The 26949-nt window shown below is 65.2% G+C and carries 39 protein-coding genes and 1 pseudogene; 5 read left to right on the top strand and 35 right to left on the bottom strand.

Going from position 1 to position 26949, the window contains the following annotated elements; translation table 11 throughout:
• Positions 1–236: 236 nt before the first annotated feature.
• Both ACQEVU_RS46295 and ACQEVU_RS46290 read right to left on the bottom strand, forming a co-directional pair.
• A complete protein-coding gene (locus tag ACQEVU_RS46295) occupies positions 237–428 on the bottom strand; it encodes a DUF397 domain-containing protein (protein WP_433336076.1) in 192 nt (63 codons plus the stop codon).
• Positions 429–1304: a helix-turn-helix domain-containing protein gene (locus ACQEVU_RS46290; protein WP_433336074.1), complete on the bottom strand. Its 876-nt coding sequence runs from the start codon at positions 1302–1304 to the stop codon at positions 429–431.
• A gap of 261 nt (positions 1305–1565) precedes the next feature.
• Here ACQEVU_RS46290 and ACQEVU_RS46285 point away from each other — a divergent pair, with 261 nt between their 5' ends.
• Entirely contained in the window at positions 1566–1997 is a 432-nt protein-coding gene (locus tag ACQEVU_RS46285; protein ID WP_433336072.1) for a helix-turn-helix domain-containing protein, read from the top strand.
• Between the two features lie 554 nt (positions 1998–2551).
• On the opposite strand, the gene ACQEVU_RS46280 is transcribed toward ACQEVU_RS46285, so the two are convergent.
• From ACQEVU_RS46280 to ACQEVU_RS46250, 7 genes are read right to left on the bottom strand one after another with little or no spacing between them, the layout of a single operon-like run.
• Complete coding sequence (locus ACQEVU_RS46280) at positions 2552–2914, bottom strand: dATP/dGTP diphosphohydrolase domain-containing protein (RefSeq protein WP_433336070.1); 363 nt, start codon at positions 2912–2914, stop codon at positions 2552–2554.
• Entirely contained in the window at positions 2907–3299 is a 393-nt protein-coding gene (locus tag ACQEVU_RS46275; protein WP_433336068.1) for a DUF4406 domain-containing protein, read from the bottom strand. The genes ACQEVU_RS46280 and ACQEVU_RS46275 overlap by 8 nt, the downstream gene beginning before the upstream one ends.
• A gap of 38 nt (positions 3300–3337) precedes the next feature.
• Positions 3338–3991, bottom strand: a complete 654-nt coding sequence (locus tag ACQEVU_RS46270) for an RNA ligase family protein (protein WP_433336066.1) — start codon at positions 3989–3991, stop codon at positions 3338–3340.
• Positions 3988–4233, bottom strand: coding sequence for a hypothetical protein (locus ACQEVU_RS46265; protein ID WP_433336064.1), 246 nt, complete (start codon positions 4231–4233; stop codon positions 3988–3990). The genes ACQEVU_RS46270 and ACQEVU_RS46265 overlap by 4 nt, the downstream gene beginning before the upstream one ends.
• Positions 4226–4861 (bottom strand): hypothetical protein, encoded by a 636-nt coding sequence (locus ACQEVU_RS46260; protein ID WP_433336062.1) that lies wholly within the window; start codon positions 4859–4861, stop codon positions 4226–4228. The genes ACQEVU_RS46265 and ACQEVU_RS46260 overlap by 8 nt, the downstream gene beginning before the upstream one ends.
• Positions 4858–5028, bottom strand: a complete 171-nt coding sequence (locus tag ACQEVU_RS46255; protein WP_433336060.1) for a hypothetical protein — start codon at positions 5026–5028, stop codon at positions 4858–4860. Before ACQEVU_RS46255 ends, ACQEVU_RS46260 begins: the two co-directional genes overlap by 4 nt.
• Entirely contained in the window at positions 5025–5714 is a 690-nt protein-coding gene (locus tag ACQEVU_RS46250) for a ribonuclease H-like domain-containing protein (protein WP_433336058.1), read from the bottom strand. Before ACQEVU_RS46250 ends, ACQEVU_RS46255 begins: the two co-directional genes overlap by 4 nt.
• Before the next feature lie 303 nt (positions 5715–6017).
• Here ACQEVU_RS46250 and ACQEVU_RS46245 point away from each other — a divergent pair, with 303 nt between their 5' ends.
• Positions 6018–6491, top strand: coding sequence for a hypothetical protein (locus ACQEVU_RS46245; protein ID WP_433336056.1), 474 nt, complete (start codon positions 6018–6020; stop codon positions 6489–6491).
• Positions 6492–6731: 240 nt separating this feature from the next.
• On the opposite strand, the gene ACQEVU_RS46240 is transcribed toward ACQEVU_RS46245, so the two are convergent.
• The 25 genes and pseudogenes from ACQEVU_RS46240 to ACQEVU_RS46120 form a co-directional block, all read right to left on the bottom strand.
• On the bottom strand, positions 6732–7457 hold the full coding sequence (locus tag ACQEVU_RS46240) for a hypothetical protein (protein WP_433339790.1): 726 nt from the start codon (positions 7455–7457) through the stop codon (positions 6732–6734).
• A 40-nt stretch (positions 7458–7497) separates the two neighbouring features.
• Positions 7498–7695 (bottom strand): annotated as a pseudogene (locus tag ACQEVU_RS46235) (CHC2 zinc finger domain-containing protein); the annotation flags it as partial.
• Positions 7696–7908 carry a hypothetical protein gene (locus ACQEVU_RS46230; RefSeq protein WP_433336054.1) on the bottom strand — a complete coding sequence of 71 codons (213 nt, stop codon included), beginning with the start codon at positions 7906–7908 and terminating at the stop codon, positions 7696–7698.
• A 44-nt stretch (positions 7909–7952) separates the two neighbouring features.
• Positions 7953–8465 carry an endonuclease VII domain-containing protein gene (locus tag ACQEVU_RS46225; RefSeq protein ID WP_433336052.1) on the bottom strand — a complete coding sequence of 171 codons (513 nt, stop codon included), beginning with the start codon at positions 8463–8465 and terminating at the stop codon, positions 7953–7955.
• 100 nt (positions 8466–8565) lie between these two features.
• Positions 8566–9867: a DNA cytosine methyltransferase gene (locus ACQEVU_RS46220; protein ID WP_433336050.1), complete on the bottom strand. Its 1302-nt coding sequence runs from the start codon at positions 9865–9867 to the stop codon at positions 8566–8568.
• Positions 9868–9932: 65 nt separating this feature from the next.
• Positions 9933–10310, bottom strand: a complete 378-nt coding sequence (locus ACQEVU_RS46215; RefSeq protein ID WP_433336048.1) for an SLOG family protein — start codon at positions 10308–10310, stop codon at positions 9933–9935.
• Entirely contained in the window at positions 10307–11110 is an 804-nt protein-coding gene (locus ACQEVU_RS46210; protein WP_433336046.1) for an AAA family ATPase, read from the bottom strand. The genes ACQEVU_RS46215 and ACQEVU_RS46210 overlap by 4 nt, the downstream gene beginning before the upstream one ends.
• A gap of 87 nt (positions 11111–11197) precedes the next feature.
• Positions 11198–11344: a hypothetical protein gene (locus ACQEVU_RS46205; protein WP_433336044.1), complete on the bottom strand. Its 147-nt coding sequence runs from the start codon at positions 11342–11344 to the stop codon at positions 11198–11200.
• Positions 11345–11361: 17 nt separating this feature from the next.
• Positions 11362–11745: a hypothetical protein gene (locus ACQEVU_RS46200; protein ID WP_433336042.1), complete on the bottom strand. Its 384-nt coding sequence runs from the start codon at positions 11743–11745 to the stop codon at positions 11362–11364.
• A gap of 50 nt (positions 11746–11795) precedes the next feature.
• Positions 11796–12014 (bottom strand): hypothetical protein, encoded by a 219-nt coding sequence (locus ACQEVU_RS46195; RefSeq protein ID WP_433336040.1) that lies wholly within the window; start codon positions 12012–12014, stop codon positions 11796–11798.
• Positions 12015–12024: 10 nt separating this feature from the next.
• On the bottom strand, positions 12025–12834 hold the full coding sequence (locus ACQEVU_RS46190) for a PD-(D/E)XK nuclease family protein (protein ID WP_433336038.1): 810 nt from the start codon (positions 12832–12834) through the stop codon (positions 12025–12027).
• Positions 12831–13058 carry a hypothetical protein gene (locus ACQEVU_RS46185; protein WP_433336036.1) on the bottom strand — a complete coding sequence of 76 codons (228 nt, stop codon included), beginning with the start codon at positions 13056–13058 and terminating at the stop codon, positions 12831–12833. The genes ACQEVU_RS46190 and ACQEVU_RS46185 overlap by 4 nt, the downstream gene beginning before the upstream one ends.
• Complete coding sequence (locus tag ACQEVU_RS46180; RefSeq protein ID WP_433336034.1) at positions 13055–13327, bottom strand: hypothetical protein; 273 nt, start codon at positions 13325–13327, stop codon at positions 13055–13057. The genes ACQEVU_RS46185 and ACQEVU_RS46180 overlap by 4 nt, the downstream gene beginning before the upstream one ends.
• Positions 13328–13487: 160 nt before the next feature.
• Positions 13488–13916: a hypothetical protein gene (locus ACQEVU_RS46175; RefSeq protein ID WP_433336032.1), complete on the bottom strand. Its 429-nt coding sequence runs from the start codon at positions 13914–13916 to the stop codon at positions 13488–13490.
• Positions 13917–14211: 295 nt separating this feature from the next.
• Entirely contained in the window at positions 14212–14412 is a 201-nt protein-coding gene (locus tag ACQEVU_RS46170; RefSeq protein ID WP_433336030.1) for a hypothetical protein, read from the bottom strand.
• Positions 14413–14423: 11 nt separating this feature from the next.
• Positions 14424–14558, bottom strand: a complete 135-nt coding sequence (locus ACQEVU_RS46165) for a hypothetical protein (protein ID WP_433336028.1) — start codon at positions 14556–14558, stop codon at positions 14424–14426.
• 81 nt (positions 14559–14639) lie between these two features.
• On the bottom strand, positions 14640–15260 hold the full coding sequence (locus ACQEVU_RS46160; protein WP_433336026.1) for a hypothetical protein: 621 nt from the start codon (positions 15258–15260) through the stop codon (positions 14640–14642).
• Between the two features lie 208 nt (positions 15261–15468).
• Complete coding sequence (locus tag ACQEVU_RS46155) at positions 15469–15639, bottom strand: hypothetical protein (protein WP_433336024.1); 171 nt, start codon at positions 15637–15639, stop codon at positions 15469–15471.
• Positions 15636–15938: a hypothetical protein gene (locus ACQEVU_RS46150; RefSeq protein ID WP_433336022.1), complete on the bottom strand. Its 303-nt coding sequence runs from the start codon at positions 15936–15938 to the stop codon at positions 15636–15638. The genes ACQEVU_RS46155 and ACQEVU_RS46150 overlap by 4 nt, the downstream gene beginning before the upstream one ends.
• Positions 15935–16183, bottom strand: coding sequence for a hypothetical protein (locus tag ACQEVU_RS46145; protein WP_433336020.1), 249 nt, complete (start codon positions 16181–16183; stop codon positions 15935–15937). Before ACQEVU_RS46145 ends, ACQEVU_RS46150 begins: the two co-directional genes overlap by 4 nt.
• Positions 16184–16241: 58 nt before the next feature.
• Positions 16242–16535: a hypothetical protein gene (locus ACQEVU_RS46140; RefSeq protein WP_433336018.1), complete on the bottom strand. Its 294-nt coding sequence runs from the start codon at positions 16533–16535 to the stop codon at positions 16242–16244.
• 164 nt (positions 16536–16699) lie between these two features.
• Positions 16700–16921, bottom strand: coding sequence for a hypothetical protein (locus ACQEVU_RS46135; RefSeq protein WP_433336016.1), 222 nt, complete (start codon positions 16919–16921; stop codon positions 16700–16702).
• A gap of 48 nt (positions 16922–16969) precedes the next feature.
• A complete protein-coding gene (dnaE, locus tag ACQEVU_RS46130) occupies positions 16970–20125 on the bottom strand; it encodes a DNA polymerase III subunit alpha (RefSeq protein WP_433336014.1) in 3156 nt (1051 codons plus the stop codon).
• Positions 20122–20667: a hypothetical protein gene (locus tag ACQEVU_RS46125; protein ID WP_433336012.1), complete on the bottom strand. Its 546-nt coding sequence runs from the start codon at positions 20665–20667 to the stop codon at positions 20122–20124. Before ACQEVU_RS46125 ends, dnaE begins: the two co-directional genes overlap by 4 nt.
• A 599-nt stretch (positions 20668–21266) precedes the next feature.
• The gene (locus ACQEVU_RS46120; RefSeq protein ID WP_433336010.1) at positions 21267–21560 is read right to left on the bottom strand and encodes a hypothetical protein; all 294 of its coding nucleotides are present in this window, start codon (positions 21558–21560) and stop codon (positions 21267–21269) included.
• Positions 21561–23414: 1854 nt separating this feature from the next.
• Here ACQEVU_RS46120 and ACQEVU_RS46115 point away from each other — a divergent pair.
• Entirely contained in the window at positions 23415–23912 is a 498-nt protein-coding gene (locus ACQEVU_RS46115) for a hypothetical protein (protein ID WP_433336008.1), read from the top strand.
• A 2-nt stretch (positions 23913–23914) separates the two neighbouring features.
• On the opposite strand, the gene ACQEVU_RS46110 is transcribed toward ACQEVU_RS46115, so the two are convergent.
• The gene (locus tag ACQEVU_RS46110) at positions 23915–24346 is read right to left on the bottom strand and encodes a hypothetical protein (protein WP_433336006.1); all 432 of its coding nucleotides are present in this window, start codon (positions 24344–24346) and stop codon (positions 23915–23917) included.
• A 77-nt stretch (positions 24347–24423) separates the two neighbouring features.
• On the opposite strand from ACQEVU_RS46110, the gene ACQEVU_RS46105 reads away from it, so the two are divergent.
• Entirely contained in the window at positions 24424–24957 is a 534-nt protein-coding gene (locus ACQEVU_RS46105; RefSeq protein WP_433336004.1) for a hypothetical protein, read from the top strand.
• An 82-nt stretch (positions 24958–25039) separates the two neighbouring features.
• Positions 25040–26932, top strand: coding sequence for a right-handed parallel beta-helix repeat-containing protein (locus ACQEVU_RS46100; protein ID WP_433336002.1), 1893 nt, complete (start codon positions 25040–25042; stop codon positions 26930–26932).
• Positions 26933–26949 lie beyond the last annotated feature (17 nt).

Below are 26949 nucleotides of genomic sequence, written 5' to 3'. Positions count from 1 at the left end.
GCATTGGGAGACCCCCGTTCCCGTGCCCGCTGAATCCCTGGAAAGGCAGGACGGGAGCACCGTGGTTGTGTGGGGCCTCCCCGCGGGAACGAGAGGCCCGCATCCCCGACCGCTGAACCTCGAAAACGAGACGATCTGGGAGCTTCTTCAGTTGGTGGGGCCGGCCGCAGCGACAGCCGGCCCCGTTTCCCGTGACCGCCGTATCCCTCGTTGGTCGTGAGGCCGGACCGGGAGTCTTACTGTTCGGCAAGCTTCGCCGCAGCGTCGGCGAACGCCTGCCAGTTCCTCGCGCTGAAGGCGAGCGTCGGGCCGTTCGGGTCTTTGCTGTCGCGCACCTCAACGGTGCCGTCAAGCTGGCGGACCTCCACGCAGTTGCCGGAGGCGCCCCCGCTACGGGTACTCTTGCGCCACCGTTCATCAAGTGACATCTATGATCTCCTGGCCTGTAATGCGGCAATGGCACGCTCGATCCGCTCAACGGATGCGTTCGGCGCGAGCGCTGCCGCGCGTAGCTCGTCAAACGCCAGGGTATACCGGACAACATCAGTGCCCTCAACGTAGATATCGCCCGCGAGACCCTCGATGTAGACGAGCGTCCCGTACTCCTCCGGCATCTCGATGACGCTGAACGGCCCGTTGACCGCAGGGTGCGCGCCTGCCTCGAACGGCAGGACTTGCAGCGTGACGTTCTGTGCGCTCGCCGCTTCGATCAAGCGCTTGAGCTGCGCAATCATCACGTCCGGTCCGCCAACCTGGCGCAGAATCGCGGACTCATCCAGGATCGCCCACAGCCGAACGGCCGGCGTGTCGTCGTCGCCAGGGATGAGCCGCTTCTGTCGCTCCATCCGGACCTTGACCCGCTGACGCGTGACGTCCTCGGGCTCCTTGGCCTGGCGCAGGAGGTCAAGCGCGTAGTCCTCGGTCTGTAGTAGTCCGTGAATGACGGAGGACTCGTAGGCGAGCAGCCGCGTAGCGGCTTGCTCAAGCCCGATGTACGTCGAGTACGCCCTGTTGAGGATCGAGGCGTGCCGGCTCCACCAACCCTGTTGTCGGCCTTCGCGCGACAGCTCTTCGAGGCCCTGGCGGTAGCCCTGATCGGTGACGCCGTAGAGATCGAGAAGCGCGCGTAAGTCACTCAGGCGGATGCCCGTCTTGCCGGTCTCGATGCGGCTGATCGTTGAGTATGAGGTATCGATGGCTTTCGCAGCCTCGTTGCGGTCGACGCCGGCAGCCTCGCGAAGCCGCTGCAACTCCATGCCGAGCCTGAGCCGACGTGCGGTAGGGCTCGCGGGCGAACTGGTCATAAAGGATGTTGTACGCCGTGCAGGACGCGAGAGCAACCCGCGAAAGGCGAATTGACCGCGACTGCTTGCATATGCAGTTGAGATGTGTCAAGGTCGATGCGTTGGCGCACGGCAAGGCCACCGTTGCTCTGTGTATGCATATCCGGGGTGGCGGCGTGATCAGCCGTGGGCCGGCCGTCGAGGGTGGCGGCTATTCGTGCCGCGGGCCGTCACCCTCCTCAAGGCTAAGGACGAGGACAGCGAGCGCGTGGAGGGACAGCCATGGGCCAGCAGCCCAAGGAGTTGGCGCCACACGAGTCCGGGCGCCACTTCCTAGGCGCCGAACTGCGGACGTGGCGTGAGCGGCGGGGCCTCTCGGCTGCACAGCTTGCGGCGTTGGTCTTCACGAGCAGCGACTTGGTTCTCAAGGTCGAGCGGGCGCAACGGCGGGCGACGTCAGACCTGATCCGACCCTGCGACGAACAGCTCAACACCGGCGGTGCGCTCGGCCGGCTGCTCGCGTTCATCGAACACTCGGAGCGGCTGGACGACGTGAAGCGTGGGCTCGTGCCGCAGGGCGCGCCGACAGAGATCGTCCTCAGGGTCATTGCAGAGACGCTGCGCGACGATGAGCCGCGCCAGCAGTCGCCATGGCCTGCCAACGGGGCCATTGCGAAGGTGTACCAGTTCAGGAGGCGAGATGGGCGCGACTGACATTGTGTTAGTCGGTGAGTCTGCATACCGGCGTCAAGAGGCGTACAGGGTCAACGGCAACGCCATGGCGCTTCTTGAGGGGGCGCAGCTCGAACTTGAGCGCCATCGGATGGACTCCGAAACCGGTCGGTGCCTCGGATGCGGCAGCGTGGGCGAGTGCCCGCACCGCGAGGCCGCGGTTTCCACCTTCTCCAGATACTTCCGGTACGCGCTGCCAGCGCGCCCGCGCCCGGTTCGGGTGCCTCCACGCCGGGTGTGGTGACGGGCCAACGCGCGGCAGCATCGGGCGGTCTCCCTTCCTGGTCGGAGGCTCCCGCCCTGATGTCCGTCCGACCGCGGACGCGTACCGAGAAGGGAAAGGGGCGCCCCCACGTCGCTGCGACCGCAGGGCGCCCCTTCTCCAAAGCTGCTGGCATGCGGGCCGCCGCCGCCCCCTGTAGGCGACCGGGGGCATTTATGCGCCCCGTGTGGCGCATCGGCCGTTGAGCCGGAACTGCGGACCCCTGCATGCCGGTACAGAGAAAGGGGCGCCCCAACAAGGGCGCCCCTTTTGCTTAGTCGCTGATGACCCGCCGGAGCTTCCATCGCAGCGTCTCGGCCGCCATGAGGTTGAACATCACAGCCGCCGCGTGATCCTCGTCCGTCTCGCCGGCCATCCACTGCATGAAGTGCCGGAAGGCCGAAGAGAGCATCCGCTCAAGCTCGGCCTCGCTGTCGGCCTGCTCCCAGTTGCGCGCGGCGTACTTCTCGGCACCTCGGGCCATGAGCGCGGCGAACCGCGTCAGCATCTGCTCTCTGAACGGCACGCCCTTGGGCATCAGCAGATCGAACCGGGGCTTGCCCTTCTCGGTGTCCCGAACCATCCCGCTCGCGAACTGCGCGCGCTCGCCGCTGTCCTTCGTCTCGAAGTCAGTCATCGGTGAGCCCCTGTCCGTCGTCCACGATGTACGGCGCGATCCGTCCGAACTCCGGGTGTGCGAACGGCTCCCACACCACGATGGGCATCTCCAGCGCCCACGCGATGTGGTGCTCCAGCGTCGCGCCCTTCGAGCGCTCCCACCCGGGGAGTAGGCACAGCGCGTCAGCGCGGCTCAGGTGCCGCATGTCGCGCCGCATGTAGTACGCCCACGGGTGCTTGCCCTCACGGGCGTTTGCAACGGCCCTAGACAGGCTAGGACCGTCGTTCTTGGCTGGGTTGATGGGTCGGTAACCCTCCCGCTTCAAGAAGCGCTCTACGGCAAAGAAGAGGGGAAAGTTCCAGTCCTCCATGCCGGTCATCGGGCCAGCGATGTAGACCGACATGCCGGGCGCCAGGACGGCGCCGTGCGCCGTGCACGTGGTCACGCCGCGAGGCCCTTCGGCCGGTCATCGCTCTCAAGAAGAACCTTGAAGTACGCCTGAGCGGCCGTGTGGTAGATGATGACCCCTTCGGGCCGCATGAACCCCGGCACGAGAACCGAGCCAAGCTCGGTCAGGTCTTCCAGGGCCTCGGCCGCGGAGTCGTTGACTCGCGCCGCATTGGTGCGCCGCAGGACCGGCACGACGTCCACGCCGGACGGCAGCTCGATGCCGGCCCACTTGTCCGCGTTGAAGAGCGCGAAGCGCTTCTCCGTCAGGCCGTAGCCGCGTTGGATACCCTGGCCGTACCACTCGCCGTAGTGGAGTCCGGGGCCGAGGCGCACGAGGTCTTCCGCGTTCGCGTACACCCACGCGGCAAAGCCGAAGTTGTCGGTCTCCTTGCCGGGCGTGAGCCAGCGGTTGCGCGAGCCGGCCCGTACGTGGAACTCGAACTCCGGGAGGCCGTCGATACCCACCGGGCCACCCATGACGAGGGCGTACGGCACGTCTTTGAGGAAGCCGGTAGGCGTGTCCTTGAGGGCCGCGGCGAACGGGTGGCGCTCGATAGAGATCAGACCGTTGGTGCCGTCGATCTTCTCCGTGATGATGACCTCACGGTTGAAGCGAGGGATCTTCTTGAAGGAAGGGAAGTTCACGCGATCGTCCTCATTCGTTCGAGGCGGGAAATCAGGTAGTCGATCTCTTCAGGCCGGCACAGGTGGAACACCTGGCCGTCCTCGTTGGCGATGTCCACGCCGCGCACCCCGCGGCGCAATGAGGGCAGCGTCCGGAACGTTGCGGGCCGGAACGAGCCACTCTCGGCCGCGCGGTCCGTGTCGGACCGCATTTGGTTGATCCGCCCCTGAAGCTCGGGGTACGGGCACGCGTACTCAGCCATCGGTGCCCCGTCCGATGAGCGCCTGAGCGGCAGCGTTGCTCATGGCGCGGCGCGAGCCCGGGTGACCGCGCATCGCGAGCGCCTCAGCCTGCGAGACGCTGTAGGTGTTCACAAGCTCCGTCAGCTTGTGTACGGCCCGGTCGAGCCGCTTGCGCTCGGCGCTGCCGGCCTCCGGCACGATGCCGTCCGCGTACCGCGAGAAGATGGCCGATGCATCGCCTTCGCCCAGCTCGGCGACCGCGGCCCGGATGTCGAGGGTCACCTCAATGCCGTCCATACCGGTGGCCTTCAGGCTGGCGCCGTCCGCGGGGACGTGGGCCTTGAGCCACGTCTCGCTGTCATCGAACGCTGTTTCGAGGATCTTGCGGACGTCCGCGGGGGTGTAGTCGTACTGCACGCACGACTGAAGGGCCTCGGTCCGCTCCTTGCGCGCGATGATGTGCGCGGCCCGGTACAGGATGTACCGACAGCCGGCCACCTCGTCCGTCTTGAGGTAGCTCGCGTTCTCCAGCACCCACACGCACAGGGACTGATACACGTCGTCGCTGTCGACCCCGGGGTACTCGCGGGCCACGGCGCGGGAGGCCGACTCGATGACCGGAAGGAGGGTCATCAGGGTGTCGCTCATTCTTCGATTCCTTCGATGGTCAGGGAGGTTCCCTCGGTTCGGACCCCCGGCGCCAGGACTTCCAGCTCTCGCACGGCTTCGCGCAGGGTGCCGAGAATCTCGGCAAGGCGCGCGTGGTCACCGAGTCGGTAGGTGCCGGTGACGGTCACCTTGATGAGCTGGCTCACGCGGCAGCGCCCCGAATGTCGGTGCCGTCGTGCCGCTTGCCCTCACGGCTCCACGTGCCGCACGCGCGGCACTGGTACCGCTGGAAGCGGCCCACCTGCGTGTAGGCGAAGCCCTCACGGCGCAAGTCCGCCGAACCGCAGTTCGGGCAGCCCTCACCGTCGCCGTAGAGGCGCCGGTTGGGGTGCGTCGTGATCCACGGGAGAAGCACCCGATGCAGCTCTTCGAGAAGCGCCACGTCCTGCTTGTTGTACTTCTCCATCTCGCGCCAGGCTTTCGGGTCTCCGGCCAGGCACAGAGTCCACATCTCGTGACCCTGGTGCTTGACCTTCGCCCCGATGCCGAGGGCCTGCGAGACCCACTCCAGCTTGTTGGAGGCCATCCGGAACCGGCGCTTTACGACCTCCAAGAAGTCGAGTTGCTGGTACGGCGCCGGGGGCATCATGCCCGCGATGACGAACTCCCGGTTGAGGTGCGGGATGTCGAATCGCTTGCCGTTGTAGTGGGCGACCACGTCAGCCTCAGTCAGGAGCCGGTGGGCCTGCTCCACCATCTCCTGTCGGCCGTGGTGATGCTCCGAGTAGAACTCGATGCCCTTCTGTCCCTGCCACTTCGCGGCGAAGCACATGACGCGCGTGGAGTCGCGAAGCTGGTTGAGGCCGATGTTCTGGTTGAACAGGCCCCACACGTCCGCCACGTGGGGAGACGTCTCGATATCGATGTACAGCGTTTTTATGGTGCGCTCGCTCTCAAGACTAACCTTCGGGGTAAAAGGGGACTACTAGGGTTTTGTTAGGTCTGTCGATGCGCGGCGGTGACGAGGGTGACGTGGGCGCCGATCATTGGCTTCGGTTGTCACGCCGGTCGATGACATGAAGCATATTGATCAGCTTCCGGCTATGGGATAGTGTTCGCGTCAGATGGCACATTCATCGCTGTGCATCGATCTTATGGGGGGCTCTTGATGCTTCGATCATCCTCGCAAAGCCGTGTGTCGCGACTGCTCATGGCCGTACTGACAGCCGCCGTGCTCGTCGTCGTGGCGCCACAGGCCGCCTCGGCGACACCCGTCTACCTGCACATGAAGAACGTCAGCGTCGGCGCATGCGTCGTTGAGATACCGGGTGACGTCGCGGTGATGACTACCTGCAACTCGGAGTGGGACCGGGTGTTCGAGTTCCAGACCGTCTGGTGGAACGGCCCCCAAGCCGTGTACATAATCAAGAGTCGGAACGGCAACTGCCTTGACACCAACATCTCCGTGCTGACAAGTGGCGCGTGCAACGGCACTCGTTCCCAGCAGTGGATCGGGGTCACGCAGCCGAATGGTTCGCTCGTGTTGGTCAACAATTACGCCCGACGCTGCCTCACCGCGCAATATAATTACTGGGTGTATGTCCTGAATTGCTCGACCTGGACGAACGGTGTGGCTGGCACCCCGGACCAGCAGTTCGAGATCTTCTGACGGTTTGACCCGGTTCACCCCGGCAGGTGTCGATCGCGGCGCGTGCCGGGGTGCAGGTTGGGAGCGCCGGCCCGGCGCCATGGAAATAGGCGCGTCGACAGCCCGGCGCGGACCGGCGATTCGTGAGCGGCGGGCTGTCGCCACAGCTACCCCACCGGTTGTCCTGGTTGGTGCGCTCGCAGTGCACCTCACCGCACACGTCGTGCGTGCGCGTCCACATCTGCGCGTACGTCTCCGGCATTAGAGCCCGATCCTCTCTCGAAGTGCGTCCGGGCCGTGCGCCCGATAGAAGCTGTTGACGTCGTGGCCCTCCGGCATGGGCACGACGGCCGTGTTGCGTACCGTCTTCGCGATCGTCTCCGCGAACTGCTCGCCCGCGGACGGCGCCCGCTTGGCTGGCTTGTGGCACGTTGGGCACTCCGGCGTCTTGAAGAGCGCGCCCTTGCAGGTGCCGCACCGGTACCGCGGGCTTTCGTCGCTGTCGCGGAGGACGAAGACGCGCTGATACCAGCGGAGCGCCCTGGCGAAGAACGGCTCCCACGCCTGCGCCCCGGGAATCCCGATCGCAGGCAGGCCGGCTACCGCCGTGGTCCACGTATCCGACTCGCCTTCGCAGATACAGATGAAAGGCTCTGGCCGCTCCAGCGCCCGGGGGTTGTAGATCCGGCCGACCTCCCCGGCGAGGCTGAGCATCTTCGGCTCTCCCGCGCCAACGACTCGGAAGCGCATCGAGACGACGCCCGAGGCCGTCACGTAGGGGATCGCGATCCGCCCTCGGTAGTCCTCATGCCCCACCACCGGCTCGGCGACGTAGCCGAGACTGAAAGAGGCTTGAACCTCTCTCGTAATCCCGCGCTCCGTCGTCAAGTACTCTTCGGCGACGCTGCCCGGCAGGGCCTCGGCGTACCTCTGGCACGCTTCCGCCAATGCTGCCCTCGTAGAAGTCGAGGGCACCAGCGAAGTCAACCGCGTCTCCTCTCGCGATGATCAGGGAAACGGCGTCGCCAGCCATGTCGCATCCATGGCACTTGAACGCCCCTCCGTCTTCGAGCGTCACCCGCGCCGAAGCGTGGCTGTCGCTGTGGAACGGGCACCGCACTGCGAACCATCCGGAGTCGCGTCCGGCGTTCAGCGTGAGCCCGTAGAACTCCAGGACAGGCGCGATATCGAGTCGCGCGCCCTGCGCCCCTCCGCGCCTGCGCATCTACTGCGCTACCGAGAAACGCAGCCACCGAAGCGTGTCCGGGAACTCCTCTTCCCGCGTGTACGCCAGTGCGTGAACCCCGCCCCGCATGAAGCCGATGACCGCGGACATGGCCTCCATCGGCGCCCGCCTGAGCGCATCGCTCAGCGCCCCGACCGCTTCGAGCCCGCGGCCGGCCTCGGACAGCTCGACCGAATCGAGCAACAGGGCCACGATCGGAAGCTGTGCGTCGGTGAACCTCGGCACGATCGAGCCGTCTACAGGCTCGGTCCCTTCTTCAGCCACGGGCTTGAGCCCCTTCCTCGGCGCCGTGGGCGCCGCTTGACGTTTGCTTGTTCGGATGCCTGAACCTCGCCGATGGCTTGGATCGCCGGAGGGCTGTCCAAGTAGTCCGCGGCAGCCCGGAGGATCTCGGCTCTGTCCTTGGCCATCGCCAGGACTCCGGAGTTGCACACGGTGCACAGGAGCCCGCGCACGAGGTTGGTTGCGTGGTCGTGATCGACGGCTAACTTCTTGGTCCGCGGCTTCATGCCGCAGATCGCGCAGCGCCCGCCCTGGTGGTCGAGGATCGCTTGGTACTGCTCGACGCTGAGGTTGTAGACCGTCTTGAGCCGGTAGGCCGCGCCCTTGCTCCGCGTGCACGGAATGCAGTAGGCGCCGCTCTTGAAGCTGGCTAGGCCCTTCTCGGTCTGGCAGGCAGAGCACCACTTCTTGCCCTCTGCCGCCTTGACGCGTAGCCGACGCTCACCCGGTGGAGCGGGCGGCTCCACTGTGGACGTGGCCCACGCCGGATTGACGATGGCCTTGCACTCACCGCAGTACCGTTGCCCCGGCCCGGGAAGCTTGACGCCCCCGCACCGGTTGCACGGCTTAGCCAAGCGACCGGATGCCCGCGGCCACGATGTCCCGTGCGGCCGGAGGCGTCACAGCGTTGCCCGCCAGGCGGACGCGGTCCCGCTTCGACCCCTGCCACAGGTAGTGGCCCGGGAACGCCATTGCAGCGGCGTACTCCTCCGGTTGAAGCATCCGGAAAGAGCAGTCCTCCACTCGGTACGCGACCTCGGGGATCAGCCCTGCACTGTCCACGGTGGTCACGGTGGGGAGCGGCTCACCGGCACTTCGGGGAAGCGATGCCGACCGGTACGGCACCACGAGCCCGTGATGGTTCCCGGACGCGGTGACAGTCGCCAACGGCTCCCCGACCGGACGAGTGGTGCTCCCGCCGCCCCGAAGCTCCGCGATGAACGCAAGCCCAGTCTCGGCCCTGGTCGTCACGGTGCGCATCGGCGCATCGAGACCGAACGGCAGCTTCCCGTCTCGCCCCTCCACGGGGATGAGAGCCGCAGGGCCGAGCTTGTCGAGCCCGAGCCGAATCCGCGCCAACGTCTTGTCGGCAAGGCCCTTCATCCCGAGCGCCTGGCGGTCCCCGATCCGGACGGCCGGAAGCGTCCAATCGATGATGTCAGCAGCCGGCCGAACGTAGGGCTCCATGACGCTGCCGCAGTCACGGCACCGGTAGACGTACTGCGCCCGGTACTTCCCGGCGCGCTTCTTCGGGTCCTTCCAGTGCTGCCGCGCAGTGGTCGTGCGTTCGCAGTAGCCGCAAAGACCCTGCGGTGAGGTGATCGAGTCCGTGTCGGGGCATGCGGTGCCCTTCGGGTGCCCGATGCAGTACCAGCGGTCGCGCCACTGGTTCGCGGCATCGCCCCCGATCGACGCGTGAGCCGAGTTGAGGAACACCTCGTGTAGGCAATACCCGGTGTCCTCCATGGACACTCGCCACCCGCGGAAGCCGGCCCACTTGCGAACCTCAACCACGTTCTCCACGAAGACCAGCCGGTACCGGTGCTGCTCGGCGAACCGCTGAACGTCCCACATCGTTGCCCGACTGCGCTCCGCGTCCACGTCCTCCGGATCGGCGACCTTGCCGCGAGCGACGCTGTGGTTGGTGCACGACGGAGAGGCCCACAGGCCATCGGTGCGGGGGTAGCGCCGAGGGTCGACCTGCGACAGGTCCGCGCAGTCGTGATCGGCCTCGGGGTGATTGGCGTTGTGCGTGTCCACGGCAAGGCGCCAGTGGTTGGCAGCCATCCGGACGGTCACGCCGGGGACTTGGGTAGCCCCCTCCGAGGAACCGCCCCCTCCGCAGAAGAGGTCAGTAAGCGAGAACAACGGTCTTCCTTTCAAGACGAACCATGAGGGCGCGCAGAAGCCAGCACCCGACCTGATGGGGCGGGCTACTCGGCGAAGCGGTAGACCCTCACGCCCTTGGATTCGGCGTAGTCGGCACAGTGCTTTGTGCCGCGGTTGCGTGCTCCGGGCTCGAAGAACGCAAGGCCGATGTCCGGCCTGCCCTCATCGACCATCCGGACGTTGCGCCGCGGGCCGGCCGCTCGGTTGTGCGTCGCCCAGTCGGCCTCGAAGACTCGCTTCTCATAGCCGTAGTCGTCGGCCCAGTCGCGAGCGTGAGCGTCCGCCCCGGTTTCGCAGTCGCCCACGATCAGCTCAAGCTCTTCACGTCGGCTCATTTCCGCGTAGCGAGCGAGGCTGTTCAGCGTGCCGCGTATGAAGTCCCGATCCGAGTAGTCGCGCGAGCCCGTTACGAGGACTCTCACAACAGGTCTCCGAAGTACATCCGCTCAGGCCAGAAGGGGACCGGCACGATCAGGCCCCCGCCCGGATCGGCCTTGTTGCCGTTGTTCTTCACGACGCAGATGCGCGTCTCGTTGGAGCCCACCGGTCCCCTGTGGAGGGTCAGGGCAAGGCGCACGTCCTTAGCGCACTTGCCGAGAATCCCGTTGAGGGGGATCGGCGTGTATCCGTCCTCGTACTGGCCGGTGGCGTGGTGGAGGATCAGGACCGCGGCGCCGATCTCCTGCGCAAGCTCCTTGAGGGCCGCAACAACCCGGTCGTACCGGACCCAATCGGAGTCCCCGGCGCTTCCGCCGTCATCCCACACGTTCTTGAGGTTGTCGATGACGATCAGCTCGGGCCACTCGCCCCGGACCGCGGCGTACGCCTTCACCTCGTCCTCGATGTCATCGAGGCTCGGGGCCGGTTCCCACGAGAACCAGAGGTTCCGTGTGTTGCTGTCGATGAGGGCGTACCACTTGTCGCTCTCAGGCCCGGTGAGGCCAGCCTCCACCTCGTCTTGCGTGCGCCGGGTGAAGTGCGCGCCGAGGCGCTTCCCGATCTCGAATCGGTCCGTGTCCGCGCTGAAGTAGAGGGTCTTGGCGCCGGACCGCAGCGCCCACACGAGGCCGACCGCGCTCTTGGCGCCGCCGGGCGCGGCCACGATGAGCGCGACTTGCCCGTACCGAAGCCTCGCCCCCACGGCCTCAAGGCCCGAGAACGCCCCTGGAAGGGCGCGCCCGTCTTGGCCCTGGCCCTTCATGGCTCTCACGAGCGTCTGCACCGACTCACCTCCGTTCGGGTCACCAGGCGGGGGCGGGAGGCCCCCGCCACGTCTTTCAAGACAAACCTTGAGCGCAAAGGAAAGCCCTCAGATGCGCACGCCGACGCCGTGCCGGATCTGCTTGCCTAGCGAGATCCAGTAGCGCGACCGATCGCGCGTCACCTCGGGCCGCTCGTCGCTGAGGCGCGGCTTGTCGCCGGTCATCGTGGTGTACTTCGTGCTGTGCTTGCGCATGTCGTGGCTCCCTCGGCCTAGTTGATCCACACGGCCTTGCAGGCGTTGGGGTCCTTCCAGTTGGCCGCAGCCAACGGGCACTCCCACAGCTTCTTGCCGGTCTTGGTCTGCTTGAACTGGCGCTGACCGTGCTCGCAGCTCGGCGCGTTGCCGGGCGAAGCGGCGGCCGGCTGCGCCGGGGGCTGCCAGTTCGCCGCGGACGGCGCCGACGATGCGGGGCCGTTCATGGCCGCGCTCGCGTTGCCCGCGGCCGTGATGACGTTGAGCGCTTCCGCCACCTGGCCGGAGACGTCCGCCAGGTCGCCGAGGGCCTGCACGACGGACTGAACGTCCTCGCCACGCACGTTGATGAGGGTGTCACCGATCTTCGGCGAGATCTGAACGGCCCACTGATCTGTCACTTGCGTTGGTTCCCTTCGGTCGGGCTTGCTGTGTGGCTTCGCTGAATGGGTTAGAAGGAGACGGAGTTGACGTAGCCCGCGGTCTCCGCATCGGTGTCGTAGTCGTCGGTGGCGTCGGCCAGCTCCGCGGCGAGGGTCTCCAGGAAGGCCGTGACGCGCGGCTTCTGCGCGTAGTGCTCGGGGAAGTCGGCCAGACCCAACAGGAGTCGGGCCTCCTTGTGGCTCAGGGTCAGGGTGACGGTGGTCTTCTTCTTGGCCTTGACCTTCATGTGCTTCCTTTCAAGACAAATCTTGAGGGCTGAAAAAAGAGCCGACCTCTGAGCAGTAGTCGGCCACCGAACAGGTTCCGCAGGCGTCGCCCACGTTGGGGAGGAAGACGCCGGCCGTGATGCCGCGGTCGAGCCGATGCATCAGCTCGGAGACGTAGCCGAGCGTGTAGCGGCTCAAGTCGTGCGGGCCGTTGATGTCCCCCTTCTTGCTCATCCAGTAGTCGCCGTGGTTGATATCGAAGCCGAGGGCCGCGAGCGCTGCGAGCTTGTAGACGCCAAGCTGAAGCAGGCCCGGAAGCTTGCTGCCGGTCTTGTAGTCGCGCACTCGCATCGAGCCGTCCGACCACCGGAGGATGGCGTCAATCGAGCCCCTCAGGCCGAGCGTCTCGCTCAACCGGAACTCGAACGGCACCTCTGTGGCTGGCGAGCCGTCCGGAAGCTCAGCAAGCCTCCAAGGCGCCTCAAGGGCGTGAGCCCTGTACGCGGCCACCTGTTCCTTGCCCTTGGCATATCGGCCGTCGATGTCCGTCTCAGGCTTCCAGCGCGGCGGCCGAAGCCACCGCGAGATGTCCGGCTCCTGTTCCTTGAGCCGACCGATCTCCTGCCAGTAAGCGACCTCGAACGCGTTGACGATGTCGATCGTGCGCCCCGACGTCTCCCACTGGTCCACGGCCTCGTGGAAGCCGATGCCGCCTGCGATCCATGCCGCGGGGCGACCCTTGACCTTCTCCACCTTCTCGATCCGGAACGCTTCGCTGCACCGGGCGTAGGTGCCGAACTGGCTAACGCTGCGCCAGTGGAACTCTGGCGCGTCGGTCACACGCACTCCAGGGGGCACGCTCGACCGTCCGGACACTCGGGGCCGTGGCCATCCTTCGCAGCCTTCACGTACGCGCTCAGGGCCTTGTCGAACCTGTCCGCGGCGTGGTCGTGCTCGAAGGAATCCGAGGCCGTCAGACGGCCGCTGAGGGCCTCGTTCGCGTAGGCCAGATACAGCGCGGCATTCATGACTTCCTGCCTCGCCTCGATGAGCCGGCGGTTCACGCGATCAACGCCTGTAGTGCCATCGGAATGCCGAGAAGATCCCCGCCCACCGATTCGAGCTGGTACACCGTCGCATCGAACGGCAGCTCCTTCCGGAACGCTGCCCATTCCTCGCGCGTGATGTCCGGTGAGAACGTCAGCTCAAACGAGCTAACATCGCCGGTCCGAATCTCAGCCAGGACCCAACGCCCGATCTCATCCGATTCGGTGATGCGGACGATTTCAGGAGTCGATTCCAGGTCCTGGCGATCGACCTCCGATATGGTCACCGAAATACCCCGCTCTCCCGGTTGCGCTGACGTTTTCCCTCATGCTTCAAGGTTACTCTTGAAAGGGATCTCCGTCAAGACAAACCTTCGAGCTGGGAAGCCGTGGGGAGGCACCCCATTTGCAACCTGGCCAGAGCATCGGCTGCAACCGGAAGGAACCTTAGGAGTTTGGGTAACGGATGCGTGACTCTCCGTCAGAGTCGAGCCGTTCCCGGTAAACGAAACCCCCGTAAATGGGACTTGCGGGATTAGGTCCGGCATCGGGATCGTAGTCAACTACTACTTTCAGCCGATCAAGCTCATCCAACCAGATGTCAAGCGATCGGCTCTTTTGAGCGGGCAGCTCTTCGCCGCGCTCGCGACGCGCCAGAGCCCGCAGCATGATGGCCGGCCTGGTCTGCTCGTGCTCCTTCTTCAGGGTCCACGGGTGGGACTTCGGCGGGCGCGCCTTCGTGAGGCCGGCCGCGTTGAGCTGCTTGTAGACCGCGACCTCAGAAACCCCGTATTCGTCGGCAATTTCCTTAATGGTCATGGTGCGGCGCATCTGCGCAAGCGTTCCCGAGTCGGGAAGAATGTTCGGCGCTGGCATCGGATGCCCCTTCGAGGCTCGGTCTGACCGGGATCGGACTGCATATGCATTCCTGTCCGCTTCCAACTCAAGGCTACGGGTGCAACTTGGTTGCTGTCAAGACGAACCATGATGGTTCCACTTGACATCACCCCGGTCTTCGTGTGGTGCTGAAGATTTCTAGCGCATACTTGCAGGTCAGCGCGCGCGACACGCCCGGTTTGGGTCGGCAAGCCCTCGTGAGTGAATTCGGCCACGGCGCCTGGACATGAAGAAACCCCGGAGAGCAAAGCTCCCGGGGGTCTTCAGGTTCCTTTCAGGAAGTGCTTCGGTGCGCGTAAGCCGCACCGCGCCCGTGCATCAGGACGGACACTGAGTCCGCCAGCCTGGCCATCTCCTCGAACTGCATATGCGCTGTGCGCATGCGCTCGGCGTAGAGTTCCTTGTCGCCATGCATGTAATCGGCCGCAGCGCGGCACGCGTCCACGTAGTTCTTGATCGCCTCGTTGCGAGTCATGGCCGGCTCCCTTATCGCGTGTTCTCGATCGCGAACTGTTCGGCGATTTCCGCGCACCGCGCCTCAAGGCGCGTGAACTCGAAGCCGATCGCGAGCCAGAAGGCACCCATCAGGACTGCAAAGACGTAACCGAGAACTGCGAGCATGACGGGCTCCTTCGGGCCGTTCACGTTGATCGCTTACATTTCAAGACTAACCTTGGAGGATCAGCCTGTCAAGACTAACCATCACTCCCAGAAGCAGAGGCCGGCGCTCGCCCCGAGGTGCTCCGCGGCAACGTCTCGCCGCAGGCCCTGAAGCTCACCGCGGAACGTCGGCCCAACCCGCACGAGCGCGGTCGGCGCCCCGGATTCGTTGGGCTCAAACCGGATGTCGATCGGAGCGTCTTTGACGCCCTTGACGCGCCCGAAGCGCGCGAGCCGCGCGCCCTGAAACGCGACCGTGCGCGGCAGCTCGGCCGGCTCGCATGAGGGCTCCAGGAGGGGCAGGACGACGCGCCAGGCTTCTGACGCTTCGAGGGCTCGCGTCTCCGTCTCCTCCTCGCCAACCGTGAGCACAAGCGAGATTTCATCGAGCGCGAGCGACACGGAAGCGTTGCGCGCAGAGCGCGCGGCCTTTTCGATGGCCTCGGCACCCTCGTCGGTAACCTCGAAGTAGAGAGGGAAGTCGCCCACGTTGCCGATCTCGTCTCGGCCAACGGCGTAGTCATCGAAGCCGGCGAACGCTACGCCTGTCTCGCTCAGCTCGACGTGCACGACGTCGGGCGCGTACTCGGCCTTGCTGTCCACGAAGAGCCGCGCGTTGCTGATCGCTCGCGCGATCTCGCTTCCGGTAGCTACGAAGGTCACACGAACCCCCGCCAGCAGAACATCAGGCGCCAGGATGCGCCGGTGAACATCACGCCGCACACCGTGCGCCAGGACGCATGCCCACGAAGCACGGGACCGCCGTTGGCGTCCGCGTGCATGACGGTCACTGGCCCCCACAGTCGAATGATGCGGCCCGTTTCAAGCTCCACTCCCATGCCGCGGAGCCGCGCGCGGCGAGTCGTCCTCGTCATTCCGGCTCGACCCCCGTCGCGTCCCACTCCTCGGCTTTGGCCTTCATCGCCTCTAGCTCGTCTTCGAGGCGCGACAGGCGTAGCTGCTTCCGCGTGATCTCGCGCTGAAGGTCGATGAGATCGACCTCGGCTCGGGCGATCATCCGCCGGAGTCCTGCAAGGCTCATTTCGCCCCCTTCGCCGCGCGAGCGGCAGCCATGCGCGCGCTTGCTGCGCGTCGGTCCGAGTGGCCCTCGTCGGTGGACCACAAGCCGTCCTCGAACCAGAGGCTGTACTCCGATCCGTCCGGCGTCGCGGGCGGAATGACCATGCGGCTCCCGATGCTCACGATGCACGAGCGCCGGTCCACGGGGCCGACGCGGTGTGCGTCGAAGTGCGAAACGGCCGTGAACGTCTCGTGACAGGCCGTGCAATGAGCCTGAGAGCCGCTCGGCGTGACGCACTTGCGGAGGACGCAGGCCCTCATTCCTGCTCGCTCTCGTAGCTCACGCCGGCCTGCTCGATCCGCAGAGCGTAGGCAAGCATGCCCTCCTTCTCCCACGCCGAGAGAACCTCGGTCGTGCGGAGGACGAGCCACGGCTCACCGGTCGTGACGTCGATTACCTCGGCGATAACGATCGCCTTCGTCACCAGCCGGTCGGGGCCGAAGATCTGCTGAACTGCCTCGGTCGTGCGGGCGAAGCCGTTCGGCTCCTCGATTTGCTCGCTCATCTGGTCTCGCTCCTAGCTCCAGTAGTGCCCTTTACGTGACTTCATGACGTCGCTCCTCTCAAGACAAACCATCAGGGCAAGAAAAGACCGTGCCGGCCACCCTGCACACCCATCCGTCCGGCGCCCATCGCATCGGCGAGCCGCAGCAAAACGGGGGATCTCGGTCCGGCCTGCCTTCGAGCGGCCCGCCCTCCGGGAGGTGCTCGTGGCAGGTCGCGTACTGTCCCAGCTCAAGCGAGCACTTGAGTTGAGAATAGACGTTGACCATGTTCGGCTGGTCGCGAAGCTCGTTCAGCCAGTCCCAGAGGGATTTGTCCTGAGGGACGTTCTGTAGCCCGGCAACGCTGTTCATCTTCCCGAATCCGTACGACCACTCGTTGAGTGTCGGGCCGGCGCGATGTGGCTGAAACTTCTCGCCGCACCAACGGCACTTGTACGTGAGGATTGGCCACGCTTCCAGGGAACCGACCGGAGAACACTCCGGGCGGGGCGCCTCGCGGCGCCTCCTCGCGCGGCTCAGGATGCCGCCCTGATCTGATCGCGGCACGGGTAGATGTGGTGCTCGGGAATGTCCCAGTACGGGCGCCCGTTGGCATCCTCGCGCACAACGTAGAAGTTCAGGTGCTCGAAGAACCATGACCGCTCGGTGATGGTGCCCTCAACCTCGATGCCGCGGTAGTCGACGGCCTTGACGCGAAGGCCGACCGGGAGGGTCTCGGTGTTGGTGATGGCGCTCATCTTGGGCCTCCGGTCGGTTGAGCGGCTGAACACTTTCAAGACTAACCTTCACGCCCGAGGGCTGTCAAGACAAACCTTCAGCGCTGCTGACAGGACTGGCGACGGCTCGACGGCCAGGGGTACGGCTAGAAGCGTGCTCCTGGCGCCCTGCACGAGCCGTAGACGCACGTCCGCGGCTCCAGGGTGCATCGCTAGTACCCCGTGTAGCCTGGCCAGCATGGTGGGCGTGCAGGCTTCCGCCGGTACGTCCACTGTGTACGCCGGGAAGTTTGGGGGGTCGCTGACGCAGAGCCCGAGCATCTCCTCTTCGTGCTGCATGAGGTCGGGCCGGCTCCACTCGTCGCCCGGCGCCTCAGGATCGGGCCGGGCGTGTGCGCTAGCGCCCGCGCCGAGGCGCTCGGCCAACAGGTCGAACTGACCCGACTCCTCCGCGCGCTTGCGCGGCAAGACCTGATCGATGGCATCGCTCGCCATGTCTGCGAGGCCCTTGCGGGGTTGCCCGAGCGAATCGAACGCACCAGCCTTGATGAGGGACTCGACGGTCTTCTTGTTGAGGACCGCGGGTGGCACACGTCGAAGGAAGTCGAAAAAACTCGAGAATTTTCGATCTTGTCGCGCTGCCATGATGGCCTCAACGACTCCGGCGCCAACGTTGCGGATCGCGGCCAGGCCGAAGCGGATCGACCGGCCAACCGGCGTGAAGGAGAGCCCCGACTCGTTGACGTCCGGGCTCATCACCTTGATGCCCATGGCCTCCGTTGCGCTCAGGTACGCCGTGAGCTTCTCCCGGTCGTCGCCAACCGAGGTCAGCAGCGCCGCCATGTACTCCGCGGGGTAGTTCGCCTTGAGGTACGCAGTCCAGTAGGACACGAGGCCGTAGCCGGCCGTGTGCGCCTTGTTGAAGGCGTACTCCGAGAAGGGCACGAGGACTTCCCACAGGGCCGATGTCGCTTCGTAGGAGTAACCGTTCTCGCGCATGCCGGCCTCAAAGCCCGGATATTCAGCATCGAGAACCTCCTTCTTCTTCTTGCCCATGGCGCGCCGTAGCAGGTCCGCTTGCGCGAGCGTGTAACCGGCGACTCGCTGAGCAATGGCCATGACCTGCTCTTGGTAGACGATGAGGCCGTACGTCTCGCTCAGGATGTCGGCTAGGGGCTCCTCAAGCTCAGGGTGGATCGGCGTGATTTCCTGGCGCCCGTTCTTCCGGTGCGCATAGTCCGTGTGCGCTCCGACGCCCATCGGTCCGGGGCGGTAGAGTGCCAGAACTGCCGATATGTCCTCGAAGCACGTCGGCACCATGGAGGTGAGTAGCCCGGTGATGCCGGGGGAGTCGAGCTGGAACACCCCGAGCGTCTCGCCGCGGGCGAGCATCGCGTACGTCTTCCGGTCGGTAAGCGGCAGCGTCTCAAGCTCCAGCTCGATGCCGCGGTTGGCACGGATCGACGCTAGGGCATCCTCGATCACCGTCAGGTTGCGCAGGCCGAGGAAGTCCATCTTCAGGAGCCCGATCGACTCGCAGGCCGTCATGTCCCACGAGGTCACGATGGCGCCGTCCGCGGGGCGCTGCCAGATCGGCAGCACGTCAAGGAGCGGCTCGCGCGACAGGATCACGCCGGCCGCGTGCACACCGACCGAGCGCTTAAGCCCTTCAAGGCCAAGCGCCGTGTCGATGACTGCCCGCACCTCGGGATCGGCCGCGTACGCGGCTCGCGTGGCCACGGCCTCGCGCTTGGGACTGTCGCTTATCACCTTGGCAAGCGGAGTGTCCTTGCCCATGATGACGGGCGGCAGGCCAGCCACGATCCGCTCACCGAGCATGTACGGCTTGCCAAGAACGCGCGCAGCATCCTTGACGGCCGCGCGGCTCTTGATCGTGCCGAAGGTCGCGATCTGCGCCACGTACTCAGCGCCGTAGCGCTGCGTCGCGTACTCGATCATGTAGCCGCGGTGACGCTCGTCAAAGTCGAGGTCGATGTCTGGTGGGCTCACCCGGTCCGGGTTGAGGAAGCGCTCGAACATCAGGCCGTGTGCCATCGGGTCGAGGTCGGTGATGCCGAGGGCGTACGCCACGAGGCTGCCCGCGGCCGAGCCGCGCCCCGGGCCTACCCGAATGCCCTTGCTCTTCGCGTGGCCCACGATGTCCGCCACCACGAGGAAGTAGCCGGGGAAGCCCATGCGCGCGATCGTGTCCAGCTCGAACCGCGCCCGAGCGTGCACCTCGGCGCCCCCGAGGTTGCGCCGTAGGAGCCCTTTCCGCACCTCGTGCTCAAGCCAGGAGTCCTCATTGTGGCCCGGGGGTACCTCAACCCTAGGCATGAGGTTACGGGCCGCGAAAACGCTGCTGTAGTCGCCCACGCGCTCCGTGATGGACAGCGTGGCGTCGCACGCTCCGGGAAGCTCGATGTCCCAGTACGCGCGCATCTCCTCAGCGCTCTTGATGTGGTAGCCGGCGCCGTCGAAGGAGAACTTCGGCTCATCGAGGGTCGAGCCGGACTGAACGCACAACAGGGCAGCATGCGTGCCAGCGTCGGCCGCGGTGACATAGTGGCTGTCGTTCGTGGCCACGGGCTCGATGCCGACGTACCGGCCGATGTCCAGCAGGGCACCCCGGATCGCCCGTTCCTTCGCAATGCCGTGGTCCATGACCTCAAGGAAGAAGTTCCCCCGGCCGAAGATGTCACGGAACTCCCCGGCGCTCTGCCGGGCGCGCTCGATATTGCCGATGCGCAGCCAGGTCTGTACCTCGCCACCGAGACAGCCGGTGGTCGCGATGAGGCCCTTGGCGCAGCGCTGGAGAAGCTCCCGGTCGGCGCGCGGCTTGTAGTAGGTACCTTCAAGGCTCGCGAGCGACTGGAGCCGGAACAGGTTGCGCAGACCCTCGGCGTTCTCGGCCAGGAGGGTCATGTGGGTGTAGGCGCCCCCGCCCGAGACGTCGTCCTCGCCCCCGTCGTTCCAGCGGACGCGCGTCCGGTCCTGGCGCGGCGTGTTCGGCGTGAGGTAAGCCTCCATGCCGAGGATCGGCTTCACGCCGGCCGCGAGCGCCTGCTTGTGGAACTCGTAGGCCCCGAACATGTTGCCGTGGTCCGTGATGGCGATGGCCGGCTGTCCGAGACGGTTGACCTCAGCAAAGAGCGGCCCAAGTCGGGCCGCTCCGTCGAGCATCGAGTAATCCGTATGGACGTGCAGGTGTACGAACTGCTTCACGCGGCCACGCTCGCGCCGTTGGGGAAGTACACCGCCGAGGCGCGGCCGAGCGCGTCAACCTCGATCTCAAGGCCGTACGCCTCCACCGTCTCGACCGCCACGCGGGCGCCCTCGATGTCCACGACCTCGATGCTGTCCGGGTACAGCTCGGCGAGCCGCTCAGCAAGCTCGGGGATCTTCTTGTGCGCGGCCTTGGGAAGCACCTCGGCGAGGATCTCGCGAATGTCGTTCATGCGGAGCACCTTCTTGGTCTGTGCTGGAGTCGAAACCACGTAGGCGTCACGGCATCCGCCGAACGCTGCCGAGCGGCCATCAGGAAACTTCGTGACGCGGTGCACGAGGCCCACGCGCTCCGCGGCGTCAAGGGCGTTGCCGTGCAGCACGCCCTTGGGAAGCTTGGTACTCATCAAGAGCATGTTGGCGTTGGGCGCGTGGCCGTGCCGGCGCGTCAGTTCGAGGATCGCCTCAACGGCGTGCTCCGGCTCAGTTCCCCACGGCGTGCTCATGCTGTCAAGACTAACCTTCATGCCGGATGCTGTCAAGACAAACCTTGAGCGTGAGAACTAGGTGCCGGGCGCTGGTACACTGCCGTTGTCGCTCGCGTGCCCATGTAGTTGCCGCCGGCGAGACGCTTGGGCAGCAGGGAACGCATCAACGGCTCGGGTATGTCGCAGGGGCTGAACCCCTCCGGCTTTATCTATTTGAAGCTCCTGTAGGGCGATCAACTAAAAAGGGTGATCGAAATAAACTAAAGGCCGTCAGTGTGGGGAATGTTTTTCGCAGGAAGGAGGGTCTAGCGTGCAAACATCATTCGCGCGCTAGGTAGCCAACCGCATGAGAGAGATCGTGGCGTACGCCGCGGTTCTCTTTCTCGGCGTAATACTCGGTGCCATGGTTCTCGTGTCGAGCCTAAATAGATCACGAAGCAGGCAGAGTCTTACGTTCGAAGCGGAAGCTACGGCGCTAAAAGCAGGCGGAAAGATTCGAATCGTATTCGGGGGCTCTCAGGAGAGTCCGCAGGACCCATCGCCTGAGCCGGCAAACGGCTCACCACCCGTGTTGCCTCCGGGAGGTGATGGCTAGAAGGCTTCGGGGCGCGCCGCGAGACGGCCGCCCCTCTTTCTTTTGTGCGGCCCACGCTCTACCGGCTCTCTGTGATGAGCGCCCTGATGCGTGCCAGGCGATCCTCAGCCGACCGGCTCTCGTCCTCGGCGATAGTCAGGATGCGCCCGAGTAAGAACGCCATGTCATGGGGCGAGCCGTTGGCCGCAGCCGGAACCTTGATCATGGTCGCAACGTAACGCTCGCCGGCCCACGTCTTCTGCCGCTCGATCTGGCCCTGAAGCGTGAAGCCCTCGGCGAGGAGCCTCTCAACCCGCCGCTGAGCTAGCTTCAGGGTCCCTTCCCGCACGGTCTCAACGCTGCGTTCTGCCATGGTCGCGCAGTGTACGCCTGGCGGAAGGCGCCAGGGTCAAGCATTGCGGAATAGGGTACGATCGTTCGCGTGTAGGGACTGTCGCCCGCGTGGACAGGGCCATATCGGAAATGTTCCACGGAGGAGAAGGGTCGCGGTGAAACGCGATTTGATTCTCCAGGCGACGCACCAAACCCCGACGTTCAGGCCCCAGGCGGCGCCCGACGCTCCTACGTCGTAGGAGTCTCGGCGCGGTTTCTTAGCGTCAGTTCTGGCAGTCCCCTATACGACGATAGTACGTCCCAGAAGTTAACCAAGAAGCTGACGGAGAAAGGGGCTGGCGTGAGAACATCGTTCCCGCGCTAATTAGGAGTCCGTATGGGGGTTATCGTGGCGTTGATCGCCGCGGTTTCTCTCATTTCAGTAGTGATACTCACGTACCGGTTTGCACTGGGCCTCACGGAGAATGCATCCGGACACGAGTACACCATTGAAACGGAAGCTAAGGCGTTCACAGTAGGATTTCGCGTATCAATCACATTTCGGGGGCCTCCAGTAGGTCCGCATGACCCATCACCCGAGCCGGAATCCGGCTCGATCAACCCGGCGCTACCGGGGGGTGATGACTAGGAAGCTTCAAGGGGCGCCTCTCGGCGCCCCTCTTTCTATGCCCTCCTGCGCCCGCCTGTCCGGTTCGAGAGCTCTCAGCATGTGAACTGCGTCACAAGCTGTCTCGGATCTCGCCAGAGACCACTAATTACTAGTGCATAGAGCGAGCGAAGCGAGCGATCAACCATCACAAGCGCTACAAAGCGCTTGCTCTTAATACTTCTTATCGGGCCTCCCAAAGAGGCCCTCTTAAGAGTCGCCTTACGGCTCTCCTAGTAACGGCGCCTGAAGGGCGCCTTCTAGTTCTGATCGAGCCGAGGCGAGAGGGCCTCCTACTTTTGGAGGCCCTTAATACTTCGGGGGCCGAGGCCCCCTCTTAACGGGCGCCCCCTTCAAAGGGGCGCCCTTCTCGTTGGCCCCCTCTGCTGATACCCCCTGTATCCGCACCCCTAACAGGGCCTACTACAAAGGGCCTTGATACAGGGCCTCATACGGAGGCCCTTATATGGCGGGGTATGCGGGCAGTACTCGAAGAGAACGCCTGCCAAGTAACTGGCCTGCACTTCGTAGAGCTGTACTCAAGCGGGATAAGCGAGAGTGTCAGTGGATAACGGTGCATGGTACGAAGTGCCTTGCACATGCTACTGATGTGGACCACATAACACCGGGTGATGACCACTCGATGAATAACCTTCAAGCCTTGTGCTCTTATCACCACGATAAGAAGTCGGGCTCTGAAGGGGGACAAGCAAAGAAACAAAAATCTTTGCGAAGTGCAGAGCGCTCACATTACACGCATCCTGGTCTGACCGGCTAAGCCTCTGGCTGTGCATGGGGGTGGGGGAGTACCCCTTCCCCTGGCCATGGAGACCGCTACGTCATAGCAAGAGCCGCTGACACCGACTCTGGGATTTCCCAAGATCGCGGGTTGAGGGCGGCCATGCACGAGCCGATGCCCTGCTCACGGGCCGTCGAGCGGCCCTGAGCCCTTGCGCTGAAGCGTGCAAAATCCTGCAACCCCTCCGAGGGGTTCTCCGGCGCCTGTCGGGCGCCCTGGCCCTGTCTACGGGCCGTCGCAACGAGGCCCGGAGGCCGAGCATGAAGTACCACGTCGGCCGCTGCAAGGTCTCGCGACTCTGGCTCGTGAGCTACGCCGGCCGCGAACTCTGCCTCCACCGTTCGTGGGCCGATGCGGTTTCCTGCGCCCTGGCCTACGCCAGGGTTCACCCATTCCTCAGCCGCTGGTAAAGCTCGAAAGGGGCTCTGATGGCCGGAAACGGCTTCGCCCCGAAAGAGGGCGGCAAGCACGGCAACTTCGTGAGCGACCTTGAGAAGCCGCTCGAAACCCTCACCGCCGATGGTGAGGTGAAGGCGCCGACGCTGCCGAGGTACCGACAGCGCCACGCACAGACGCGCCATTGGTGGGACCGATGGACGCGCTCGCCGATGGCAGCGACGTTCTGTGAAACGGATTGGTCGCGCCTCGTGGCGCTGGCGCCGGTTGTCGACGCATTCCACCGGCTGACCGATGCGGCCGACGTTGCGGCCGATGAGTGCAACTTCGAGGGCATGGCCTCCTACACCAAGGAAGCGGCGAAGTTGCTAGCCGAGATTCGGCTCAACGAGTCGCTCCTTGGCGCGACGCATCTTGACCGGCTTAGGGGCCGGATCAAGATCGATCGCGAAAAGCCTTCGGCTGACGATGGCGAGCTGCCGGAAGACGTCGCAATTCTGAATGACTACCGCAAGGCGGTAGGCGGTTAGCGCTATGTCGACTTCTGGCGCTTTCTGCGGGACTCGACGTTACGAAGAACAACGCCCACCTCTATGTTTAGAGAGTCTCCGTAAGGGATTCTTACCCAGTACGACCTCCGTGCGTCCGCCAGCGAGACCTGATATCCGTTCGGATAGCGGAACATCTCCACAACACGAAGTTCAATATTTCGCCCAACTTCGGCACGCACGGCGAGTATCGCGAGATGCTCTAGAAGTTGGCGCTCCCTCCGTGTACTGAGGCCACGTCGTATCGTAAACAGCGTAGATTTTATTGCCGCGTACGCGGCATTTCCGGCGACGCCGCTTGCGACCGCGGTGCTGACAAACTGCACAACCGATTCAGCATAGTGAAAGAGTTCGATCTCGGCCGTAGCCAGGTCGAGTTTATAGGCAACATGTCGTTGAGGTGGGTCGTCGTCCATGCCGGGCAGTGTATCTGAGGGCTTCTAGTAGGCGTGGACAGCATTTATGGTAAATTTCGCAGTGAAAGGCGCAAATATTGCGTTACGACGAACGACTTCTCACCGGCTCGACCGACCCCAACGCGAAGGTCACGGTCGAGCTGGTCACCGGCACCGCGCTGGAGCCGGGTGATTCCGCGGCCGGCACGGTCCTGGCGAGCTACACCACGTACGCCAGCAAGACCGGCCTTTGGTCGATCGGCCTGAAGACCAACGAGAGCGTCACCCCCGCGGGCACGCACTACAAGGTCACGGAGTACGAGGCCGTCCCGCAGGTCCGTACCTGCGTCATCACCGCGGGCGCCACGGCCGTGACGCTGGACAGCATCGCCGGCACCGTCGCTGAGCCGACATTCAGCGTCGTCACGATGGCCGAGGGCGGCAACGTCGTGGCCGGCACCACGACCGGCACGAAGGTGGGCACCTCGGCGACGCAGAAGCTCGGCTTCTTCGGCGCGACCCCGGTCGTGCGTCCGATCGGTACGCCGGCCAATGCTTCGGACCTGGCCACCGCTCAGGCCCTCGTGAACGACCTCAAGGCGAAGCTGATCGCGCTCGGCCTGATCTCATAACCCTTCCCGATCCATCCCTCCGGGGCTCCCGTCACGTCCGCGGGAGCCCCGTTTGCTGTCCCCCTGAAACGGAGCGCGCCGCATGGCGAAGGAATCCTCGTGGCCTGGCCTGCCCGTCAGCGCCTCCGGGCTCGTCACCAAGGGCTCGCTCGTCATCAACGCCGCTGACGTGCCGTACGGCGCCGTTGGCGATGGCGTGGCCGACGACACCGCGGCCATTCAGGCAGCGATCAACGCTGCCGCAACCTCCCGGGGCTCAGTGCTCCTGCCGGCCGTACACAAGGTAACGGCCTCCATCACCGTTCCTGCGAACGTCGAGGTTCGCGCGCTCGGCGCGTCCGCGAAGGTCTCCGTTCCGGCAGGCTTCAACTTCCCGGTGTTCGTGATCGACGGCGTTGCCGCCCGGATCAACGGGCTTCGCATCATCAAGGCTTCCGGCGCTGCCGCGGGAGCCAACGGCAACGCAGTGCGCATCACCGGCAACAGCGACGGCGCGAGCGTCACCGACGTCTACGCCGAGGGCATGTCGAGCGGCTTCTACGTGGCCGGCTGGCTCGGCGCGGTGCCAGGCACCGCCAAGCGCGTGGTCCTCACGCGCTGCCAGTCCAAGGACGCGGCCGTCTTCGGCTTCGAGTTCGACAACTGCGACGGCGTAGAGCTGGCGAACTGCGTGTCCAACGGCTCGGGCCTCGATGGCGTCAAGCTGCGCCGCAGTACCAAGAACATCCGCGTCATCGGCGGCTACTTCACCGGCGCCATCGGTGGCGACGGCATGGACTGCTACGCCGGTGGCGATACCTTCGTCATCGACGGCGCGGCCTTCATCGCCAACGGCCTCAACGGCTTGGTCGTCAAGAATGATGACCTCAACGACGACGGACACGGCGACCCCGCGACGTACGGAATCGTTCGGAACCTAACGGTCTCAAACGTGCTCGCGACGGGCAACGGCGGATCAGGGATCGCGATCCATCGCTCGTCGGGCAACCCGGACGATCCAACCGAGCCGCTCGTTTCTCACGTCTCCGTCATCGGTTGCCAGACGCACGGCAACGCCAACTACGGCATGTACCTGAACGCTCGGGCGGTCACCGTCACCGGACTTCAGGCTCGGCGCAACGGGCTCGATGGCTTCTACATGGAGCCCGGATGTGTCGACGTGACCCTTGTCGGTGTCCACACATCAGGCAACAGCGTCACGACGCCCGGCGCACGCGACGGCCTACACATCAACGGGTCTCACGTCCGGATCATCGGCGGCTCTGCGATCGGCACCGATCCCGATCAGGCCACGTCGGACGCTGACCTTGCAGCCGGCACCAAGACGCAGCGCTACGGGCTGCGCGTCGAGGCCACCGCCACATCGGTGGACGTGTTCGGCTTCAGCGCGCGGTACAACCTCACCGCCGACATATCCGACGCCGCCAACGTCGTTCGGTGGGCCGGCCAGATGCCCGGCTTGCCGCTCATCGCTGGCTACTACATCGCGCCGGGCGGCACGCGGGCCACGATCGCGATGGCGCAGAGCGTGGAGTACGCCGTACCGGTCTACATCTCGCAGCCTGGCGTGATCACCAAGCTCGGGTGCGAGGTCACCGCGGTTGGTGCCGCGGGCACCGTGGTTCGCCTTGGTGTGCGCGCCAATACGGGCGGGCTCCCGGGCGCTCCGCTTGGTGAGGTGACCGTTGCGGGCGACGCCACGAGCCCGAACGGCGTCGAGGGCACGGTGTCGATCGCGATCCCCCGTCCTGGCCTCTACTGGTTCACCGCAGTGAGCCAGGGCGGGGCCGCAACGGTGCGCTCGTGCACCGGTCCTACGGGCATGGCCTCGGGCTCGCCGAGCCTCACGGGCGCCGTTGGCGCCACCCCGAACGGCGGCTACCTCACCGCGAACAGCGTCACGGGAGCGCTGCCCGCGACCTACACCGTGAGCACTCGCGCAGGCGCCCTGCCGCTTGTCGTCGCTCGAACCTGACCACAAGGGACACTGAC

It is taken from the genome of Dactylosporangium sp. CA-139066 (assembly GCF_050936175.1).
GTDB lineage: Bacteria > Actinomycetota > Actinomycetes > Mycobacteriales > Micromonosporaceae > Dactylosporangium.
This window is presented reverse-complemented; position numbering and strand designations above follow the sequence as displayed.